Below are 16,479 nucleotides of genomic sequence, written 5' to 3' on the forward strand. Positions count from 1 at the left end.
TTTTCTCACCGGCGCAAGGTCCATTTTCGGATTTCGCCAAACCAAAGCACGCTACTGGCTATTGTTCCGGCGCTTGTCTCCAACAGGTCGGAGATTCGGTGGGTGCTCATGTTGCGGGCGCTCGGCTTCAACATCGGCACGTTCGCCTCAACGAGGGTCATGCCACCCTTTTGCTTTGGTCCAGGCACAACTTTTCGCATGCGGCGATTGAAACTTAGCAGCGCCCTGAAAAACATTGTAAACCACTCTGTGTCATGCTTCGCCGCTGTGGCGGAGCGTTCGCATGTGGAATTCATTCAAGACAGAACTGAGTCAACTGCTGGACCTCAGCAAAGACGCGCTTCACATCCACATTGGTATCGCCATCTTCCTCCTTGCCGCCGTTCTCCTGCGAAAATCGCTTGGTAGTTGGGTGCCATGGCTCGTTGTATTAGCCCTGCAGATGGTCAACGAATATCTCGACGCATTTCACGGCCTGCATGGGTCCTGGGCACTATTTTTCGATGGCGGCATTAAAGACATCGCCAATACGATGTTTTGGCCCACGCTTATTGTGTTGCTGTCGCGTCATATCAGCCATCGAGCGATTAAAGCCGAAATTGTGTAACAGCAACTGGCCTCTGGACTGGGCGAAGGGCAGATAGCCCAGTTCATCGAGCACGACGAAGTCCAGTCGGACCATATAGTCTGCCATGCGCCCCTGCTCGCCATGGAGGGCTGATTGGCATGGTTATGCTCCTGCGAGAGGGCCGTGGCGCTCCTAGATGAGACTTTCCGCGGTGGCAAGGTCAAGCGATGTGTTGATGGCCGCTCATGGCCCCTCGGCTTCCGATCGCGAACGCTGATAGTCGCGCTCGCGATCCGGCCAGATGCTCTTGATGAAGAGAACGCCAGGCCAACGAGCGCCTTCACGATGTGTTCGTATCTCCGTGATGAATGCGGGCAGGCTTGGGGCCTGCCCTTGGTGCTCATGGCTGCGGTATAGCAGTATAGCCGGCATCGGTGATTGCAGTGGCGAACACCGATGCAGGCTTGTCGCTCTGGATTTCGACATGGTGCGCCTTGAGGTCTATTCTGACCTGTGCCCCAGGATCGACGGCCTTCACCGCCTTGTCTACGCTCAAAGCGCAATGGCCGCAGGTCATGTCGTTGACTTTAAACTTGTACATGAACGACTCCGAGAAAATGTAACGGGAGGAATGTGGGCTTCCCCACAGTAGGAAGGTCAAAGACGCATCTAGATGCAGTTCGGGATTGATTGATCGCTGCGGTGTCCGCCTCACGCGGCATCTATCGCGACGCTCGGTATTTTGTCGCGACCCCTGCGGGCTCTGCGCCAAACCACATAGGTCGCGCACCAGCGCAAAACCTGCACGGACAACGTCAGGCCGACGACAAACCAGGTGACCGGATTGGGTGGAGGGTCAGGCCGGTGATAGTGCAGGAAGTGCATGAGGAGGAAATATCCCGCGTGGAGCACCACGAGGATCCAGATGGCGCTGGCCGCCGACTGAAGCCACTTCCACGTTCTTGGTCCAAACAGGACAATTGCGCGATCATTGCTGATCAGTGCCAGCCCGATGGCTGGAACCAAGGCAAATAGTCCAATCCAGTTGGCAAGGCCGAGGCCATGTTCCGCCAGCACGTAGCGTTGAAGGGTCGGATGAAAAGCGAAACCGCTGAGCCGCCAAAGATCGAGGCCAAACCAGCCAATGAACACGATTGCCGTATGCAGTGTGGCGGCAACACCGGAATAGACGCCCAGTTCTCGACGCCAGGGAAGAACGGGTGACGCGCGCGGAAGCAGCGTCACGATAGGACCCAGAGCCATGGTGAGGGCAATAAGAATGAAGGCGGTGTCGCCAAAGGCCCTGTTCCAGCGGTGCATCGGGTCCCACTCACCCCTTAGCCATCCAAACAGCAACACCGCCACAGCGGCAGCGACCAGGACCACCAGATGTCGCACGGGTGTCTTCATGCTGTTTGCTGGACCACGATCGCACTGCCCACGGGAACGCGGCTGTACAGGTCTATGACGTCTTGATTGATCAGCCGGACACAACCGCTGGACACCGCCAGCCCGATGGTGGTCGGATCGCTGGTGCCATGTACGCGATAAAGCGTGTCGCGCCCGTCCTGGAAAATATAGAGCGCCCTAGCGCCCAGTGGGTTGTCCAGCCCCGGAGCCATACCGTTCCGGTAGGGTTCAAGTTCGGGCTGCCGCACGATCATTTCGGACGGTGGGGTCCAAGTGGGCCACTCCCGCTTCAGGCGAATTTCCCCACGCCCCGACCAGGTGAAGCCATCACGCCCGATGCCAACCCCATAACGCATGGCCTTGCCGCCCTCTGCCACCAAATAGAGGTAGCGGTGCGCAGTATCGACGACGATCGTGCCTGGGCGCTCGGTCGTCGTATAGTCGGTGAGTTGTCGCCGGTAGCCCGGACGGATCAGACTGACGTCAACCGGTGGAATATCGAACGCTTCCCCATGAATACCGGCGTAAAGTGGCGCATCGGGATCCGCCGTTAACGCCGTCGCCTGCTGGGCGTGCGTGCGATTTAAGGTCATCGGCAGAGCCGACATGGCCGTCAGACCAGCGATAAAGTGGCGTCGTTGCATTGGATACCTCTTGTATTATGCAGTTAGCGAACCGTTATGGGGATTTGTAGCGAGTTGCCGTCGGCCTCGATCTCGACCGTCCAGGCGCCTGCCATGGCGGGTTCGAGAATGGCCTGAAAACGGGTGGGGCCGAGCGCGCGCGTCCGCGGACGCCCGGTCATGGCGTGCCCGCGCATGAATGCGGAGATGACCGGCCAAGGCGGCGGCCGCATGTTGTCCTGATCCTTAGCGAACAGTTCGACATCCACTAGCAACGCCTGTGACGGCTGGGAACTCACAGCGGCCGACAGCGTCCAGCGATCCAGCTCAATGGTACCGCGCGACGCTGATGCAGGCTGCCGCGGGGAGATCACAGAAAGCAGCGCTGGCGCGGCCAACATGGCGATAATCGCGAAGAGTGCTACAACCGGTAGCCAAGCCATAAGCTGCCAGGTCGATTGACGATGTCGGAGCGAATCGCGCCTCATGGCTGGGTTTGGCGGGTTGGCTCGGCGCCCGCCTTGCGCAGGCCAAGTGAGAATCCTACCAGGACCGAGATCAGCAACGAGAGCCCCGCGTTCCAACCAGCCAGACTCAAGCCGAGGAAACGGAACTGGACTTGGTCGCAGGGGACAACGCGGGCATTGTTCAAGTCGGCCATGGCATCAAAACTGACATCCGAGCCGGTTCCTGTACATGCGGTCGGACCGGACCAGAGTTTCCACTCCACTCCCGCATGGTAGACGCCGAGATAGGTTCCCCACAGAAAGAAAGCCAGGGCGCAAAGTCTCAATCCAACGCGGACACTCCTGGCAGGTGCGAGAAGGCTCGCGAGCAGAAGCGGGATACCAAAATAGTAAGGCAAGCGCTGTGTCAGGCACAACTCACATGGCACCAGGCCCCCAAGGATTTCGGAGGCCAGCGCCCCGAGGATCGTCGCGGTGGCGAGTCCCAGCGCCACACGCGCCGGATCTGGATAGCCAGAGATCACACCCATGGCAGCACCAGTGTCCACCGACTTGGGACCTGTTCTACCACCCGGGTGTTGGGTTGGGATTTGTCGATTAGCGCCCCAGCGCTAATGGGGGTCTGTCGGAGGGGCATAAAGCCCCGCGACAGCACAAAGTTCAGCATGATTAGACCTCATCAAAGCATTGCGCGCGGAACGTCGTCGTTCCGCGGTCGATTGCTCAGATGCGTCTAGGAGGTTGCTCTGGATCGTAAGGCTCGGTGCCGTCGCTAATCACAGGCGCAGGGAAGCCCCAGCGCTCGCGTGATATCGCGGCTTGGGGCAGGCCCGCTAGCCGTAGCATGGGCAATTCGTGCGCATGGTCAGCGGCAACGTGATGACCTGCATTATTTGCGCTGAAGTGGTCTTGGCTCGACCTGGCATCGGCTTCCTGAACAACCATCACCGAATGCTCGACTTCACTGGCATGGCCTACCGATTGCCACAACGGCACGAGCGCCAGCCCAGCAACCACCATTGCCAGCATGAGGCTCTTCAGCAGAAGTTGGACCGATCGTGGAATCATGCACCATATCGCAGGATATAGACGGCGGCATTGTGGCGGGGTTCGACGATGCGGTCCAGACACAAGTTTGTCGCACGACGACGCTCGGAGCATATCTATGCGGGGGGAACGTCGCCCGCTGTGCGTGCCCTTGTTGGCTCCGATTTGCCCCTGGAGGCCCGCTACGCTCCCTGTGGAAGAGCGAGGAGATCGGCGAGCGTCTCGCGCTAACCTGAAAAGGTGTCGTAAAAGACCTGCGCATACGCCCGTTGGAGCTTTTGCTTCCTCGGCTACCAACGATCAGTTTTGGCAATCGATTAGCGTATTGCTCCTTTAGATGAGGCCAGGCCGGCATGCGCCGGTCCGACGCGCTCGTCAGCCCACCGGCACTTCACGCTGGGGTGCGAAACTGTGCACGAACAGCAGCGCCGCCGCCGCGCCCAGGAAGGCCGCCACCGCGGCACCGAAGAACGCGGTCTGGAAGCGGGCGGCAGGTCCCCGGTTTCGGTTCCGCCGTGGGCGCCACCGACGCCGCCAGTGCGACCATGACCGCTAATCCGATCGCGGTTCCGACCTAGTAGGTGGTGTTGATGAGGCAGAGGCGAGGTCCGGTGCGCTCGGGCCTGCCAGCTCCCCTGCTGCGGCAGGTCGGCGAATAGCACGCAAGAGGCCGCGGGCCATGATGAGCCGCGGCCTGTCATCGCGTTGTGACAGTGGAAGTTAGTTGGCGTGCGCCCGATCCGGCGTGATCCCCGTGACGCCGAAGCGTGGCTGCCGCTTCTTCGGCGTCGGCGCCGCGGCCGCGGCGAATCCTTCGATGATCGGGCAGTCAGGACGGTCGTCGCCATGGCAATGGTCGGCAAGGTGCCGCAAGGTCTTACTCATCGCTTGAAGCGCTCGAGCCTTCTCGTCGAGTGCCCGAATATGCTCGAGCGCGATCGACTTGACGTCGGCGCTCGCGCGACTGCGGTCCCGCCAAAGCGCCAAGAGGCTCCCCATCTGCTCCACCGAAAACCCGAGATCGCGGGCCTGGCTGATGAAGCGCAACGCGTGCACGTCGTTGTCGGAATAGACCCGGTATCCTGACTCAGTGCGCAGTGGCGCTTTGATCAGGCCGATGGATTCGTAGTAGCGGATCATCTTGGTGGAGACGCCGCTCGCCTTGGAAGCTTCGCCGATATTCATGATGCAGGCTCCAGAATGTCAATACCGTCGGATGCGGAGGCACGCGTACGCGTCTCCTGGGTGAGGGCAAGGGGCGCCGCGAACCGCCGCAAGCGCAGTGCGTTGCCCAGAACGAATACACTCGAGAGGGCCATGGCGCCCGCGGCCAAGATCGGCGACAGGAGCGTCCCGTTGATGGGGTAGAGGATGCCGGCGGCAACCGGGATCAGCGTCACGTTGTACGCAAAGGCCCAGAACAGGTTCTGCTTGATGTTCCCGATCGTCGCCTTGGAGATGGCGATCGCGTTGACCACGCCGCGGAGATCGCCGGACATCAGGACGACGTCTGCGCTTTCGATCGCGATATAGGTACCGGTGCCGACGGCCAGGCCGACATCGGCTTCAGCCAGGGCAGGGGCATCGTTGATCCCGTCCCCGACGAAGGCCACGACGCGATTGCCGGCCCGTAGCCGCTTGATGGCGTCCACTTTGCCGTCCGGAAGGACCTCGGCGACCACCTCGTCGATCCCGAGCCGCTTGGCGACGGCTTGCGCGGTCCGGCCATTGTCGCCGGTGATCATCGCAACGCGCAGGCCGAGGTCGTGCAGGGCACGGATAGCATCGACCGAGGTCTCCTTGATCGGATCGGAGACAGCGATAATGGCGGCCAGTTGACCGTCGATGGCGGCATAGAGCGGCGACTTGCCTTCGTCGCCAAGCATCCCGGCAACGCCGGCGAACTCGGAGACGTCGATCCCAGCCTTGGCCATGGCCCGGTCCGCCCCGACCAATACACGCTTTCCGGAGACGGTGCCCGCGACCCCGAATCCAGGCTCCGCATCAAAGGCCGTGACCTCGGACAGCGCCAGTCCGTCCCGCTCCGCGGCGGCGACGATGGCTTCGGCAATGGGATGCTCGGACTTGGTCTCGATGCTAGCGATCAGCCGCAGCACCTCGCCACGATCGAAACCGGTCCGGACCGTCAGGTCGGTAAGTTCGGGCTTACCCTTGGTGAGGGTGCCGGTCTTATCGAGCGCCACGACCTGGGCCGAGCGCAGAGTCTGGAGCGCCTCGCCCTTGCGGAAGAGGATGCCGAGTTCCGCCGCACGACCAGTGCCGACCATGATCGAGGTCGGGGTTGCCAGACCCATGGCGCACGGGCAGGCGATGATGAGCACGGCGACGGCGTTGACGAGCGCGAAGGTCAGCGCCGGCGATGGGCCTAACACGTACCAGGCCGCGAAGGTCAACACCGCCGCGGCGATAACCGCGGGCACGAACCACGAGGTCACATTGTCGACGAGGGCCTGGATCGGCAGCTTGGAACCCTGGGCCTCTTCGACCATGCGGATGATCTGGGCCAGGACGGTGTCGGCGCCGACTTTAGTGGCCGCAAAGGTGAAGGCGCCGGTCTTGTTGATGGTGCCGCCGACGACCTCGGCGCCCACTGTCTTGCGCACGGGCACCGGTTCGCCGCTGATCATCGATTCATCGACATAGGAGTCGCCTTCCAGCACCGCGCCGTCGACCGGCACGCGATCGCCCGGCCGGATCTCGATGCGGTCGCCCACGACCACCTGTTCCAGGCCGAGTTCGACGACGGTCCCGTTCCGGATCACGCGGGCGGTTTTGGGCTGCAGGCCGACCAGCCGCTTGATCGCTTGGCTGGTCCGCCCTTTAGCCCGGGCCTCGAGGAAGCGACCGAGCAGGATGAGCGTGACGATAACCGCCGCCGCCTCGTAGTAGACGTAAGCCGTGCCGCTCGGCAGCACCGAAGGCATGAAGGTGGAGACGATCGAATAGAACCAGGCCGCGCTCGTGCCGAGGACCACCAGCGAGTTCATGTCCGGAGTGCGGCGCAGCAGGTTGGGGATGCCCTTGCGGAAGAACCGCAAGCCGGGCCCGAACAGCACCACCGTGGCCAGCACGAACTGGATGTAGAGATTGGTCGGCATGCCGATATTGGTCATGATCCACATGTGGATTGCCGGCACGTAATGAGAGCCCATCTCCATGACGAAGAGAGGGACGGTCAATGTGGCGGCAACGGCGAGGGCCCGGCCCAGCGCTCCGATCTCGGCAGCTCGGCGCTCTTCGGCGTCGTCGCTCTTGGCGCCCTCGGCGCTTTTGATGACGTCGTAGCCGCTGACACGGACGGCATTCTCCAGCGCGGCTCGGGTCACCGAACCGGCAGGGTAGCGCACGACAGCGCGTTCAGTTGCCAGGTTAACGGCCGCCGAGGTGACGCCCGGCACTGCCGCCAGAGCCTTTTCGATCCGCGCCACGCAGGACGCACAGGTCATGCCTTCGACCTGAAGCTCGAGTGTTTCTTCCGGGGTGGTATAGCCGGCCTTCGCGATGGCGGCGGTGACCGCCTGCGGATCCGGCTGGCTCGAAAAGGCTACGGTCGCCTTCTCCGTCGCCAGGTTGACGTTGGCGGACGCGACGCCCGGAACGGCGCGGATGGCCTTCTCAACTCTGGAGACGCAAGAGGCGCACGTCATTCCCTCGACCCGAAATTCGGTCGAGGGAAATTTCGGTGAAGTGAGCTCTATCGATGCTGATTGCGAGGCCATTTTCTGCAGTCCTTTTCCAACTGCAGATCTAGATAATCCTTACCACCATTGTAAGGTCAAGGTCTCATTTTTTGGCATTGCGATTGCTTTGGCGGGACGTGACCAGGCTCATTGGTCGCGGCGCTGATCAGTCTGCGTTTCCCCGCAAGGCGTCGTAGCGCCGGATTTGGTCGGCCGTGAGGATGGCTGGGGTTGAAAGATGGGCCGACAGGTGAATGTACCGGAGATCCCCTTCGGCGTTCGCGATCCGGTCGAGCGCCGCGAGCAACCCTTCGGCCTGCACCTCGCCGGCGGCGAACGCTGCGTCCAGTGCCAGTTCCAGGGCGATCAACTCCCGCCCGACTGCGATTGCGTTCGTCTTCATGTCCAGCCGGATGGCTTCGATCTGGGTCCGCTGCTCCGGCGTTAGTTCGAGCTCCTCCGCGAGTTCAAGGGCATGGGTTGGCCCGGGCGCACCATTGAGTTCCGCGGGCTTCGCCATGCCTCGACCGGCGCCCTCGAGCAGCTCGGCAACATCCTCGGCCGAATACGATTTGGGGATCGAGATTGCGGCCGCGTCCGAAGTTGGTGCGTGGTGCGGTGTCTCTTGAGCCACGGCCGGCACAACGAGCATTGCGAAGGAGGCGAACGAGATGATGAGCGTCTTCATTGGGATGTTCCTGGTTTTCACGGCTGTACCCTTGCAAACCGCTCCGTCCGAAAACATGATCGAAATCATGTCTAGCGACCTTTTGGGTTTCATATCCGCTCTGCGACACCGCGTCCTGGCTTTGGCGCGAGGACAGTCCGTGTTCTTCGCCGAGGATCCCGTTACGACGTTATTCGCCCTGGTCGAAGGGGGTGTCGACCTGATCCGCACGCAGCCGGATGGCCGGCGCGTGGTCCTGCAGCGGGCTCGCGACAACCAGGTTCTGGCGGAAGCGTCGCTCTATTCGGACCGCTACCATTGCGATGCGATCGTGATGCGGCGCACGCAATGTCTCGCGGTGGAGGTCGAAGCTTTTCGAAGGGCCCTGGCCGAGAACGACGCATTCCGCCAAACGTGGGACGCGCATTTGGCACGGGAGCTGATGAAAGCCCGGCAACTTACCGAGTTGCTCTCCCGACGCACGGTGCGCGACAGGCTTGATGGTTGGTTGCAGTTGCATGGCAATGCCTTGCCCGATAGGGGGACCCGAACTGAGCTGGCGGACGAGCTGGGCGTCTCGAATGAGGCTCTCTATCGCGAGATTGCCCGCCGCCAATTGAGATGATCATGGATCACGGCTGTTGCTCACGCCTCTTCGGCGCCCGCTGACGCACGCCTGTTCCAGCCATATCGCGTCAGCCCCCGAGGCTTGTAGACCGATAGGATCACTGCACCGAGAAGAACCAGCAGCCCGCCACCCGCGTGCAGAACCATGGACGCACGCGCGGCGGCTAATGCCGGCCCGTCGGCACCGACTGGCTGCATTGCCAGCATCTGGATGTTCCCGGTTTGTATCCACAGCACCACCACCACGGCAACGGTAAGGATCAGCTTCACCACCACCCAATAATGCCTGATCAGTCCCCAGGGCGTGACCAATGACTGAAACGTGCCGATTACCAGACTCATTAGCGCCAGCGGCACGATGAGGTAACCGGTGACCAAGTCCATCGCGGGATAAACCGGCGGTCCGCCGGCACCGGTGGAGAGGCCGACAATTGCCAAAGCCAGGAAAGCCGCGACTGCGCCCATCAGCCCCATCGACGTGACTATATGAAGCGTCAGCAGCAGCTTGCGAAATGCCGGTCCCGCCCTCATTGCGCTGTCTGGTCCTGCGCAACGTGGCGTCCAGGACCGTGGTTGCCTCCCAGCCCTCCCGCCAACGCAATGATCAGAAGCACCACGACGACTGCGGCGGCGATACCGAGCCCCTTCACCCATCCGGGTGTCGAATACCCGCCGGGGGCAGGTCTGCGCTTTTGGTCGGTCATGAAGGCCTCCATCGGTTTCATTTATCAATACAGTATGTCTCGGTCAATTCAATCTGTATGGACGATAGTCACTTTGTCGGCTATGACGTCTGCCATGCCCAAGCTCTGGAACGACACGATCGACGCACACAAGCGCAACGTCAGGGATTCGACCCTCGACGCGACAGCCGATCTCGTGACGCGAAAGGGCCTTGCCGCGGTGACCATGTCGGAAATAGCGCAGGAGACCGGTATCGGCCGGGCGACGCTCTACAAGTATTTCCCCGACGTGGAGGCGGTGCTACTTGCGTGGCATGAACGACAAGTTCATCGGCATCTGGCGTCGTTCAAGGCGATCGCGTCAGGGGAGGGTTCACCTCTTCCGCGATTGCGCAATGTACTTGATGCATATGCGCAGATGGCCCAGGACCACGAAGGCAGCGAACTGGCGAATGCCTTGCATCGGGGCGGACACATGGTTCACGCTCGGGAACACCTGACGGCATTTCTTTCCGGCATCATCACCGAAGCCGCGGGCGCGGGGGAGATTCGTATGGATATGCCCCCCAGGGAACTGGCCGTCTTTTGCCTCAGTGCGGTGGCAGGCGCGGCCGACCTGCGATCGAAGCAGGCTGTGGGGCGGTTAGTCTCGGTAACGCTGGCCGCTCTTCGACCGCTGTAGCCGCAGCTGCGATAAAATGATGATCGGCTCTTGACCTTCCCACCGTTGGAAAGCCCACATTGTGACAATCCCATCGGAAAGGACCACCAGATGTATGATTTCCAAGTCAACGACATGACCTGCGGCCATTGCGTCGCGACGGTCGAAAAAGCAGTCAAGAGCGTCGACCCGAGCTCGAAGGTTGCAATCGATTTGGGCTCGCACGCCGTCAAGATCGAAAGCGACAAGCCGGCGGCCAGCTTCGCCAAGGCAATTGAGGACGCCGGCTACACCGGCGAGTTGCGCGGGTGAAGGAGCCACAGTTGGGGCAGGGGCCGCGGCAGCGTTCGCCGCGGCCTTTCCGTGCCGGACGGGCCGGGAGCCCAGACTGGGTTACATTTCCGTCCGCATCGCGCTCCGAGCCGGTAGCTCGCGATAGAGGTAGAGGCCGGTGGTGATGACGGTCAGCAGGGCGAGGGCGGCGCTCAGAATGCCCGTCCCCTCGTAAAAAGCGGTGGACGCGGACGGGGACCAGAGCTGCATTGCCGTTGCGACGATGTCCTCCTCGCTCCCCGGCAGAAAGGTGACGTTTTCCATGCCGGCGGCTTTGGCGACGTGATCGAGGAAGCCGTCCAGAAAGCCGAACCAGAACACGACAAGTGCCGCGTAGGCTGCGTAGGCCCAGAGCAATGCCGGTTTACCGGTCCGTGCATGGAGGAGCCACAGCACGACAGGCACTGCCACCCCGATCACCGTCGGTAGTATCAGAGCTGGGCCAAGGCGGAAGATGTGGTGAATTCCGGTGGCGACGAGAGTGGCAACAAGCGCCGTGAGAGAGGCGAGCGCCGAGGACGTTTTTGACATTGATCTGTTCCATTGTTGACGGATAGGCTATCCGTTACGGAACAGGTGTTCGGAATCCGGCACGGTGTCCATCCAGCGGTGTTCGCTACGGAACGGATGACAGGGGAGCGTTCGCAAACGATGGATCGCCGTGTCAGAAAGACCAGGGAGGCTCTCTATTCTGCCTTCGCCGCGCTCGTCGCCGAAAGGGGTTATGACCGGCTGTCGATCCAGGACATCATTGATGAGGCCGATGTCGGCCGCACTACATTCTATGCCCATTTCAAGACCAAGGATGACCTGCTGCGGTTTGGCTTCATCCGCTTGCGAGAGCACCTCGAGCTCCTGCCGCGCTCAACGCCGCAGGACCGCAGGGCATTCCTTGCGGCTCTGCTTGGCCACGCCAAATCGCATGCAGGGCTCTTCGTCGCGCTTGCCCGTGGTGGAGGCGGGGGGCTTGCGGAGACAGAGTTCAGCTCAATCATCGAGGACGTTGTGGCGAGTGAAGTGGGGGAGGGTGAGCGCCGTGGCACCATGTTAGCGATGTTGAGCGGCGCCCTTCTGACGGCGATCCGCCGCTGGATCGATGCCGGAGCCAAAGGAACGGGGTCAGAGATCATCGAGGCGTTCGATGTGCTGGTCACGGCGGCTCGATAGAAATGGAGCCTGGATTTGGTGGCGCCCCGCCGAATGGAGCTTTGCGTTCGGGCGCCTCGGCGCCTGGCGTGCCGTCCGGCTGATTAGTCGATGGCGCTCCACAGCGGACCAAGATCTCGCCCTGCACCCATTTCATGGCGGCCGCCAGGTCCGGGGGGAGATCCAGGACCTCGGCGCCCAACGAATATAGTCGTTCCTCCAAGGCGGGATCGAGTGGCTCGGGTGGTACCACAGCCACCTCGCACCCTGCGGGCATGTTCTCTGTCGTCACCGCCTCTGATGAGGGGAACTCGATCGCCACGTAGTATTCCGGATCATTGATGGCCATGTGAAGGGTATCGCCTACCCGGTAAGAGGGTTGGGGTGCCACCTCGAAACTCAAGGTGACGCGGCCGTCGTTGATGGCATAGGTTGCCGGGAGGTCACTTCCGAATGTGAGCGCATAGTCTTCTTCGAAGGCGTAGGTGTAGTATTCGAACTGCGCCAGACCCACCATGTTGTCATCGGCGCGTACCTGCAGCTCCTGAGGGGACACCGTGCCGTCCCGGTCGGTGTCGATGCCCTGGACCGACCAGGCGCTGAAAGCGGCGTCGAAGGTCCAGGTGTGACGCACCGCAGATACGGTGCCGGCATCATCAAAGACGATCGTCGCCCTGGCATCGATCATGATGTGCGGGTGTGCATTGGCGTTCCAGGTCCAAGTCGCGAGCACGGCGACAGCCAGGAAACACGAACTGATGTTAGGCACCGTATGGCTCCGCTTCATAGTCAGGCCCGCTGATCCATAGCATTCGCCTGCAGCTACACAATCCGGGACAAGAATGACCGATCGCCAATCCAGCGCCATATGGCCGAGGCGACATGAAGGCCAACCAGGCCAATCAGAACATAGCCCATCCACCGGTGAACCAGACCGGCCAGCTGCGGTTGCACCAAGCCAAGCGTCGGTATCTCGAGCCCGCCGAGAACGGTGGCTCGCGGCAGAAACGCCGTGTTCTGCACCGCGGCCACCCCGGAGACGAGCAGGCCGAACAGCACGACATAGAGCGCGGCTTGCACAAGAGCCGAGATCCTCGATCGATAACCCGCGGGGCGGGCGACAACGGTCTTGGTCAACAGTCGAACCAGCAAGACCACCAGCAGCGCGACGCCGAGGTTGGCGTGCGTTTCAGACGGGCTGAAGTGGCCCATTCGACCGGTGAGGCCCGTATAGAATAGCGGCACCAGCAGGACGACGGTTGTCCAATGCGATAGGCGGACGATCCAGTGCCATTTGCGTGGAGCACTCGCCATTCGTTCACTTTCCGTTAGGGCAACCTGGCCAAGCGCTCTGCCTAGACCTCAAAACTGACCTTGCCGGCCTTGTCGAACTCGTAGACGTCGTCCCGGAAGCTCACCGTTCCCTGCCGGTTGGCCCAAGCGGAAATGTAGGTAAAATGCAGTTCCACCGGGCTCTTGACCGAGACGTCGAGCCGCTCTCCCGATGCGAAGACGCTGCCGATTTCCGGGGCGCCCCAGTCGCCGTTATCCCGCAGAACCCAGGCGACGAAGTCCTGCACCTGGTCCACACGGACGCATCCGGAGGAATAGAAGCGGGAGTTCTCGCCGAACAGACCCTTGGTCGGCGTGTCGTGCATGTACACCGCATGCTCGTTGGGAAAGTTGATCTTGACGTTGCCCATCGAGTTGTTGGGCCCCGGGTCCTGACGGAAATTGTAATTCACGGCATCCTCGGTCGCCCAATTGATGTCGGTGGGCTGCAGTTCGGTGCCCTTGCCGTCGTAGATGCGGATGCGCTGCTCGGTTAGGTAGTTCGGATTTTCATTCATGTATTTGATGAGATCGCGCCGGATAATGCTCTTGGGCACGTTCCAGAACGGATTGAAGTTGATCTGGTGGATGTTGCTCTTGAGAATGGGTGTCTGGCGGTCAATGCGGCCCACCACAGCGGTGTGCCGCCGCGCCACCATTCCGCCCTCGACTGTCTCGATCGACGCCGCCGGAATATTGACGACAACATATCGGTCCGCCAGCCGGGGCGCCATCGCTTGAACGCGCAGGAGGTTCAGCCGAAGCTGGTGCAGTCGTGCCTCGGCCGGAACGTTGAGCGCATGCCAGGTCGCCTCATCGACCTGTCCCGTGATCTGAAGGCCGTGCCGTGCCTGAAACCGCCGCAGGGCCGCGTCCAAAGGGGCATCGAACACGTCATCGACGCGATCTGCCATCGCCAGATCAGCCGAAGAGATCAATCGACGTTTCAGGGCAACCACCGCAGCGCGAGAGTTACCCAGGATGAGCTGATAGGCTTCCTGGGGCACCTCATCCCAGCCACCCGCGACAACGAAAGGCTCGTATTGGGCAATGGCAAGCAAGAGGTTATTGGCAGTGTCGTAAGACAGGACGGGCTCGACGGTGTCGATCGCCTGCATCGCGGCGACGCTGTTGGCCTCCCTGTCCGCTTCGTTCAGGACGCGGCCGCGAGACATCATATCCCATATGGAGTCACCCTCCTGGGCGCGGGCAAGCATCGGCACCAGCCCGCCCGCAGCGAGCGAGAGAACTCTGATAAAATCTCGGCGTTTCATGGGGAGCCCCTGAGGTTTTGCGTTAGCTGGCGTTAGCACTTTTGATCTTTGCCCGAAATGCACCTCGCCAGTATTCACGTCCCTTTGATCCATCTGCACCGCAACGCGCAGTCAGAGCAACATCCGGATGTCGCAGGGCACCACTGGCCTAAGGCCATCACGTTGCGTCGATCCGATGGACTCGGAGCCCCGGCCGGCACAATGTTGTGCAGGGGGCAGTCGATGAAATTCCTACGTATCGCGGGCCTGATTTCGGTGCTCTTGCTATGGGCAACGGCGCTTATGTGGGCGACGTTTGTGTTCACCGCCCACTCGACCTTTGCGCCGTAGATTGGACGGAATGAGGGCGGTGGTTTGGCAGCGAAGGGGTACTAAGTGCCGGTTGCGCTGAGGATCCATCGACGCTTCTGATCGTACCCGGCGGGAAAGGTCCCGCCCACGCCGGCGAACATGGTCGGTTTAGAGGTCTGCTCTTTACGATCGTCAGCTTGCCGTTTATGCGACCGGCCTCGTCTCCCGCCTGCACGGCGGTTCCAGGCATGTCAAACCGCTAAGGAGGGGCTTGTGGGCTCGGTCTCAACCGAATAGGGCACGGCAGCCATTTTCACGATCTTTGGTACCCGATTCGATGTCTTCAAAGGAACCAACTTGGGCAGCCGCCGCTTCTATCAAACCTATGACTTTGACCTCGGCGAAGACGTGCGGAAGTTTGTTTCCGTCAGGATTGTCGAAAGCAAAATGACCGTGGTTTCAGTCTACCATATTGGTGACATCCGCGAAAACGCGGAATGTGTCTTCCAGATAAAGGGGATGCCCCGTTTGCAGCGGAGCGAGTTTAGTTTGGACGTCGCATTTGACTGGGTGCCTGTCGGATGGCTAACATTCCTGTCGCTGCCGCTAACTAGGGTGTTTTAGGTCCCGGCGACCCTCCGGCCTTCGGGGCATTTCACCTCTTACGCCGCGTTGGACAGGTCTGTGGTAGCCTTGTCTACTTCTTCGAAGGTTGGGCGGACGTCCGACATTAGCGACTTGCGAGCGAACTCAATGGCCATAACAGGGACCTGACCAGAGACGTGTGCGAGCAGACCCGTCTTGAGCGACAGGAAGTACTTGGACTCCGATTCATAGATGCCCCGTAGGGACTGGGCCATCGGGCCAAAGAAGCCGTAGGCGACGAACACGCCAAAGAATGTACCCACGAGGGCGCCGCCGATCATGTGACCGAGGACTTCCGGCGGTTCGCTAATGGCGCCCATGGTCTTGATAACACCCAACACGGCGGCCACAATGCCGAGCGCCGGTGTGCCATCCGCGAGAGCCTGGATGGCGCCGATCACTCGTTCTTGTTCCTGATGGTGGGTTTCAAGCTCCTCGTCCATCAGTGCCTCGAGCTCGTGGACGTTGTTCGATCCCATGGTCACCATGCGTAGGTAGTCGCACGTGAATTCGACCGCGTGATGGTTGGAAGCGAAGATGGGGAATCTTTTGAAGATCTCGGAATCCTTCGGGCTTTCAATATGGGTTTCGAGAGCCAATATCCCCTTGGTCTGGATGAGCTTGAAAAGGCTGAACTGCAGGCCAAGCAGTTCGACATAGGCTTCCTTCTTATATTTCGCGCCCTTAAAGAGCGTGCCGAACAATCCGAGGGACTGCTTTAGCACAGAGCCTGGATTGCCGATGACATAGGCGCCGATCGCTGCACCCAGGATGATCACGTATTCAAATGGTTGCCATAGGACAGCGAGGTAGCCGCCCAGTGCGACATAACCGCCAAAAACGCTGCCGCAGACGATAAGTATGCCAATGATAAGGCGCATCTATTTCGAAACCTGTGCTCGATTGCAGCTACCGGCGGTGGACGCCGCGACGGGGCACCGTGGACCCGGACTTCGGGACGCAAACCTTCGTCATCTGAACTCTGCCATGCTTAACCTTAATGT

At 61.0% G+C, this 16,479-nt stretch carries 22 protein-coding genes and 1 pseudogene; 6 read left to right on the forward strand and 17 right to left on the reverse strand.

Annotation, left to right across the window (positions count from 1 at the left end; translation table 11 throughout):
• The first annotated feature begins 283 nt into the window (after window positions 1-283).
• The gene (locus IH615_RS00410) at window positions 284-607 is read left to right on the forward strand and encodes a hypothetical protein (protein WP_291358933.1); all 324 of its coding nucleotides are present in this window, start codon (window positions 284-286) and stop codon (window positions 605-607) included.
• Here IH615_RS00410 and IH615_RS00415 read toward each other — a convergent pair.
• The 10 genes and pseudogenes from IH615_RS00415 to IH615_RS00460 all read right to left on the reverse strand — a co-directional run.
• Window positions 602-709 (reverse strand): annotated as a pseudogene (locus IH615_RS00415) (ATPase); the annotation flags it as partial. The gene IH615_RS00410 and the pseudogene IH615_RS00415 sit on opposite strands and share 6 nt — an antisense overlap.
• Before the next feature lie 259 nt (window positions 710-968).
• Window positions 969-1,169 carry a heavy-metal-associated domain-containing protein gene (locus IH615_RS00420; RefSeq protein WP_291358934.1) on the reverse strand — a complete coding sequence of 67 codons (201 nt, stop codon included), beginning with the start codon at window positions 1,167-1,169 and terminating at the stop codon, window positions 969-971.
• 110 nt (window positions 1,170-1,279) lie between these two features.
• Window positions 1,280-1,978 carry a ferric reductase-like transmembrane domain-containing protein gene (locus tag IH615_RS00425; protein WP_291358935.1) on the reverse strand — a complete coding sequence of 233 codons (699 nt, stop codon included), beginning with the start codon at window positions 1,976-1,978 and terminating at the stop codon, window positions 1,280-1,282.
• Window positions 1,975-2,622 carry a L,D-transpeptidase gene (locus IH615_RS00430; RefSeq protein ID WP_291358936.1) on the reverse strand — a complete coding sequence of 216 codons (648 nt, stop codon included), beginning with the start codon at window positions 2,620-2,622 and terminating at the stop codon, window positions 1,975-1,977. The genes IH615_RS00425 and IH615_RS00430 overlap by 4 nt, the downstream gene beginning before the upstream one ends.
• A gap of 23 nt (window positions 2,623-2,645) precedes the next feature.
• Window positions 2,646-3,002 (reverse strand): hypothetical protein, encoded by a 357-nt coding sequence (locus tag IH615_RS00435; RefSeq protein WP_291358937.1) that lies wholly within the window; start codon window positions 3,000-3,002, stop codon window positions 2,646-2,648.
• Between the two features lie 83 nt (window positions 3,003-3,085).
• Window positions 3,086-3,598 carry a disulfide bond formation protein B gene (locus IH615_RS00440; RefSeq protein ID WP_291358939.1) on the reverse strand — a complete coding sequence of 171 codons (513 nt, stop codon included), beginning with the start codon at window positions 3,596-3,598 and terminating at the stop codon, window positions 3,086-3,088.
• Between the two features lie 193 nt (window positions 3,599-3,791).
• Window positions 3,792-4,097 (reverse strand): hypothetical protein, encoded by a 306-nt coding sequence (locus IH615_RS00445; RefSeq protein WP_291358940.1) that lies wholly within the window; start codon window positions 4,095-4,097, stop codon window positions 3,792-3,794.
• A gap of 738 nt (window positions 4,098-4,835) precedes the next feature.
• Window positions 4,836-5,300, reverse strand: a complete 465-nt coding sequence (cueR, locus tag IH615_RS00450; RefSeq protein WP_291358941.1) for a Cu(I)-responsive transcriptional regulator — start codon at window positions 5,298-5,300, stop codon at window positions 4,836-4,838.
• A complete protein-coding gene (locus tag IH615_RS00455) occupies window positions 5,297-7,855 on the reverse strand; it encodes a heavy metal translocating P-type ATPase (protein WP_291358943.1) in 2,559 nt (852 codons plus the stop codon). Before IH615_RS00455 ends, cueR begins: the two co-directional genes overlap by 4 nt.
• A gap of 127 nt (window positions 7,856-7,982) precedes the next feature.
• Complete coding sequence (locus IH615_RS00460) at window positions 7,983-8,504, reverse strand: hypothetical protein (protein ID WP_291358945.1); 522 nt, start codon at window positions 8,502-8,504, stop codon at window positions 7,983-7,985.
• Here IH615_RS00460 and IH615_RS00465 point away from each other — a divergent pair.
• The gene (locus IH615_RS00465) at window positions 8,488-9,108 is read left to right on the forward strand and encodes a Crp/Fnr family transcriptional regulator (RefSeq protein WP_291358947.1); all 621 of its coding nucleotides are present in this window, start codon (window positions 8,488-8,490) and stop codon (window positions 9,106-9,108) included. The genes IH615_RS00460 and IH615_RS00465 overlap by 17 nt on opposite strands.
• Window positions 9,109-9,128: 20 nt before the next feature.
• On the opposite strand, the gene IH615_RS00470 is transcribed toward IH615_RS00465, so the two are convergent.
• The gene (locus tag IH615_RS00470) at window positions 9,129-9,641 is read right to left on the reverse strand and encodes a hypothetical protein (protein ID WP_291358949.1); all 513 of its coding nucleotides are present in this window, start codon (window positions 9,639-9,641) and stop codon (window positions 9,129-9,131) included.
• Window positions 9,638-9,814 (reverse strand): hypothetical protein, encoded by a 177-nt coding sequence (locus IH615_RS00475; protein ID WP_291358951.1) that lies wholly within the window; start codon window positions 9,812-9,814, stop codon window positions 9,638-9,640. The genes IH615_RS00470 and IH615_RS00475 overlap by 4 nt, the downstream gene beginning before the upstream one ends.
• A 94-nt stretch (window positions 9,815-9,908) precedes the next feature.
• Between IH615_RS00475 and IH615_RS00480 the strand changes: the two genes are divergently transcribed.
• A complete protein-coding gene (locus IH615_RS00480) occupies window positions 9,909-10,475 on the forward strand; it encodes a TetR/AcrR family transcriptional regulator (protein WP_291358952.1) in 567 nt (188 codons plus the stop codon).
• A gap of 90 nt (window positions 10,476-10,565) precedes the next feature.
• Window positions 10,566-10,766 carry a heavy-metal-associated domain-containing protein gene (locus IH615_RS00485; protein WP_291359072.1) on the forward strand — a complete coding sequence of 67 codons (201 nt, stop codon included), beginning with the start codon at window positions 10,566-10,568 and terminating at the stop codon, window positions 10,764-10,766.
• Between the two features lie 81 nt (window positions 10,767-10,847).
• Here IH615_RS00485 and IH615_RS00490 read toward each other — a convergent pair whose 3' ends face one another.
• The gene (locus IH615_RS00490; RefSeq protein WP_291358953.1) at window positions 10,848-11,318 is read right to left on the reverse strand and encodes a hypothetical protein; all 471 of its coding nucleotides are present in this window, start codon (window positions 11,316-11,318) and stop codon (window positions 10,848-10,850) included.
• A 15-nt stretch (window positions 11,319-11,333) separates the two neighbouring features.
• Here IH615_RS00490 and IH615_RS00495 point away from each other — a divergent pair, with 15 nt between their 5' ends.
• Complete coding sequence (locus IH615_RS00495) at window positions 11,334-11,954, forward strand: TetR/AcrR family transcriptional regulator (protein ID WP_291358954.1); 621 nt, start codon at window positions 11,334-11,336, stop codon at window positions 11,952-11,954.
• Here IH615_RS00495 and IH615_RS00500 read toward each other — a convergent pair.
• The 3 genes from IH615_RS00500 to IH615_RS00510 are packed head-to-tail and all read right to left on the reverse strand — an operon-like array spanning window position 11,938 to window position 14,539.
• A complete protein-coding gene (locus IH615_RS00500) occupies window positions 11,938-12,720 on the reverse strand; it encodes a DUF1007 family protein (RefSeq protein ID WP_291358955.1) in 783 nt (260 codons plus the stop codon). The two genes, IH615_RS00495 and IH615_RS00500, sit on opposite strands and share 17 nt — an antisense overlap.
• 35 nt (window positions 12,721-12,755) lie before the next feature.
• Window positions 12,756-13,247 carry a cytochrome b/b6 domain-containing protein gene (locus tag IH615_RS00505; RefSeq protein ID WP_291358956.1) on the reverse strand — a complete coding sequence of 164 codons (492 nt, stop codon included), beginning with the start codon at window positions 13,245-13,247 and terminating at the stop codon, window positions 12,756-12,758.
• A gap of 41 nt (window positions 13,248-13,288) precedes the next feature.
• Window positions 13,289-14,539, reverse strand: coding sequence for a L,D-transpeptidase family protein (locus IH615_RS00510; RefSeq protein ID WP_291358957.1), 1,251 nt, complete (start codon window positions 14,537-14,539; stop codon window positions 13,289-13,291).
• A 648-nt stretch (window positions 14,540-15,187) separates the two neighbouring features.
• Here IH615_RS00510 and IH615_RS00515 point away from each other — a divergent pair.
• Window positions 15,188-15,454 (forward strand): hypothetical protein, encoded by a 267-nt coding sequence (locus IH615_RS00515; protein ID WP_291358959.1) that lies wholly within the window; start codon window positions 15,188-15,190, stop codon window positions 15,452-15,454.
• A 38-nt stretch (window positions 15,455-15,492) separates the two neighbouring features.
• Here the strand turns inward: IH615_RS00515 and motA are convergent, their stop codons facing one another.
• Window positions 15,493-16,356: a flagellar motor stator protein MotA gene (motA, locus tag IH615_RS00520; protein ID WP_291358961.1), complete on the reverse strand. Its 864-nt coding sequence runs from the start codon at window positions 16,354-16,356 to the stop codon at window positions 15,493-15,495.
• Window positions 16,357-16,479 lie beyond the last annotated feature (123 nt).

It is taken from the genome of Devosia sp., assembly GCF_014860165.1.
In the GTDB taxonomy this organism is placed as follows: Bacteria; Pseudomonadota; Alphaproteobacteria; order Rhizobiales; family Devosiaceae; genus Devosia.

Excerpts from the sequence above, each read along its gene's own strand:
- IH615_RS00410 (WP_291358933.1), top strand. The coding sequence starts at position 284 with ATGTGGAATTCATTCAAGACAGAACTGAGTCAACTGCTGGACCTCAGC.
- IH615_RS00420 (WP_291358934.1), bottom strand. The coding sequence starts at position 1,169 with ATGTACAAGTTTAAAGTCAACGACATGACCTGCGGCCATTGCGCTTTG.
- IH615_RS00425 (WP_291358935.1), bottom strand. The coding sequence starts at position 1,978 with ATGAAGACACCCGTGCGACATCTGGTGGTCCTGGTCGCTGCCGCTGTG.
- IH615_RS00430 (WP_291358936.1), bottom strand. The coding sequence starts at position 2,622 with ATGCAACGACGCCACTTTATCGCTGGTCTGACGGCCATGTCGGCTCTG.
- IH615_RS00435 (WP_291358937.1), bottom strand. The coding sequence starts at position 3,002 with ATGTTGGCCGCGCCAGCGCTGCTTTCTGTGATCTCCCCGCGGCAGCCT.
- IH615_RS00440 (WP_291358939.1), bottom strand. The coding sequence starts at position 3,598 with ATGGGTGTGATCTCTGGCTATCCAGATCCGGCGCGTGTGGCGCTGGGA.
- IH615_RS00445 (WP_291358940.1), bottom strand. The coding sequence starts at position 4,097 with ATGCTGGCAATGGTGGTTGCTGGGCTGGCGCTCGTGCCGTTGTGGCAA.
- cueR (WP_291358941.1), bottom strand. The coding sequence starts at position 5,300 with ATGAATATCGGCGAAGCTTCCAAGGCGAGCGGCGTCTCCACCAAGATG.
- IH615_RS00455 (WP_291358943.1), bottom strand. The coding sequence starts at position 7,855 with ATGGCCTCGCAATCAGCATCGATAGAGCTCACTTCACCGAAATTTCCC.
- IH615_RS00465 (WP_291358947.1), top strand. The coding sequence starts at position 8,488 with ATGATGAGCGTCTTCATTGGGATGTTCCTGGTTTTCACGGCTGTACCC.
- IH615_RS00460 (WP_291358945.1), bottom strand. The coding sequence starts at position 8,504 with ATGAAGACGCTCATCATCTCGTTCGCCTCCTTCGCAATGCTCGTTGTG.
- IH615_RS00470 (WP_291358949.1), bottom strand. The coding sequence starts at position 9,641 with ATGAGGGCGGGACCGGCATTTCGCAAGCTGCTGCTGACGCTTCATATA.
- IH615_RS00475 (WP_291358951.1), bottom strand. The coding sequence starts at position 9,814 with ATGACCGACCAAAAGCGCAGACCTGCCCCCGGCGGGTATTCGACACCC.
- IH615_RS00480 (WP_291358952.1), top strand. The coding sequence starts at position 9,909 with ATGCCCAAGCTCTGGAACGACACGATCGACGCACACAAGCGCAACGTC.
- IH615_RS00485 (WP_291359072.1), top strand. The coding sequence starts at position 10,566 with ATGTATGATTTCCAAGTCAACGACATGACCTGCGGCCATTGCGTCGCG.
- IH615_RS00490 (WP_291358953.1), bottom strand. The coding sequence starts at position 11,318 with ATGTCAAAAACGTCCTCGGCGCTCGCCTCTCTCACGGCGCTTGTTGCC.
- IH615_RS00500 (WP_291358955.1), bottom strand. The coding sequence starts at position 12,720 with ATGAAGCGGAGCCATACGGTGCCTAACATCAGTTCGTGTTTCCTGGCT.
- IH615_RS00505 (WP_291358956.1), bottom strand. The coding sequence starts at position 13,247 with ATGGCGAGTGCTCCACGCAAATGGCACTGGATCGTCCGCCTATCGCAT.
- IH615_RS00510 (WP_291358957.1), bottom strand. The coding sequence starts at position 14,539 with ATGAAACGCCGAGATTTTATCAGAGTTCTCTCGCTCGCTGCGGGCGGG.
- motA (WP_291358961.1), bottom strand. The coding sequence starts at position 16,356 with ATGCGCCTTATCATTGGCATACTTATCGTCTGCGGCAGCGTTTTTGGC.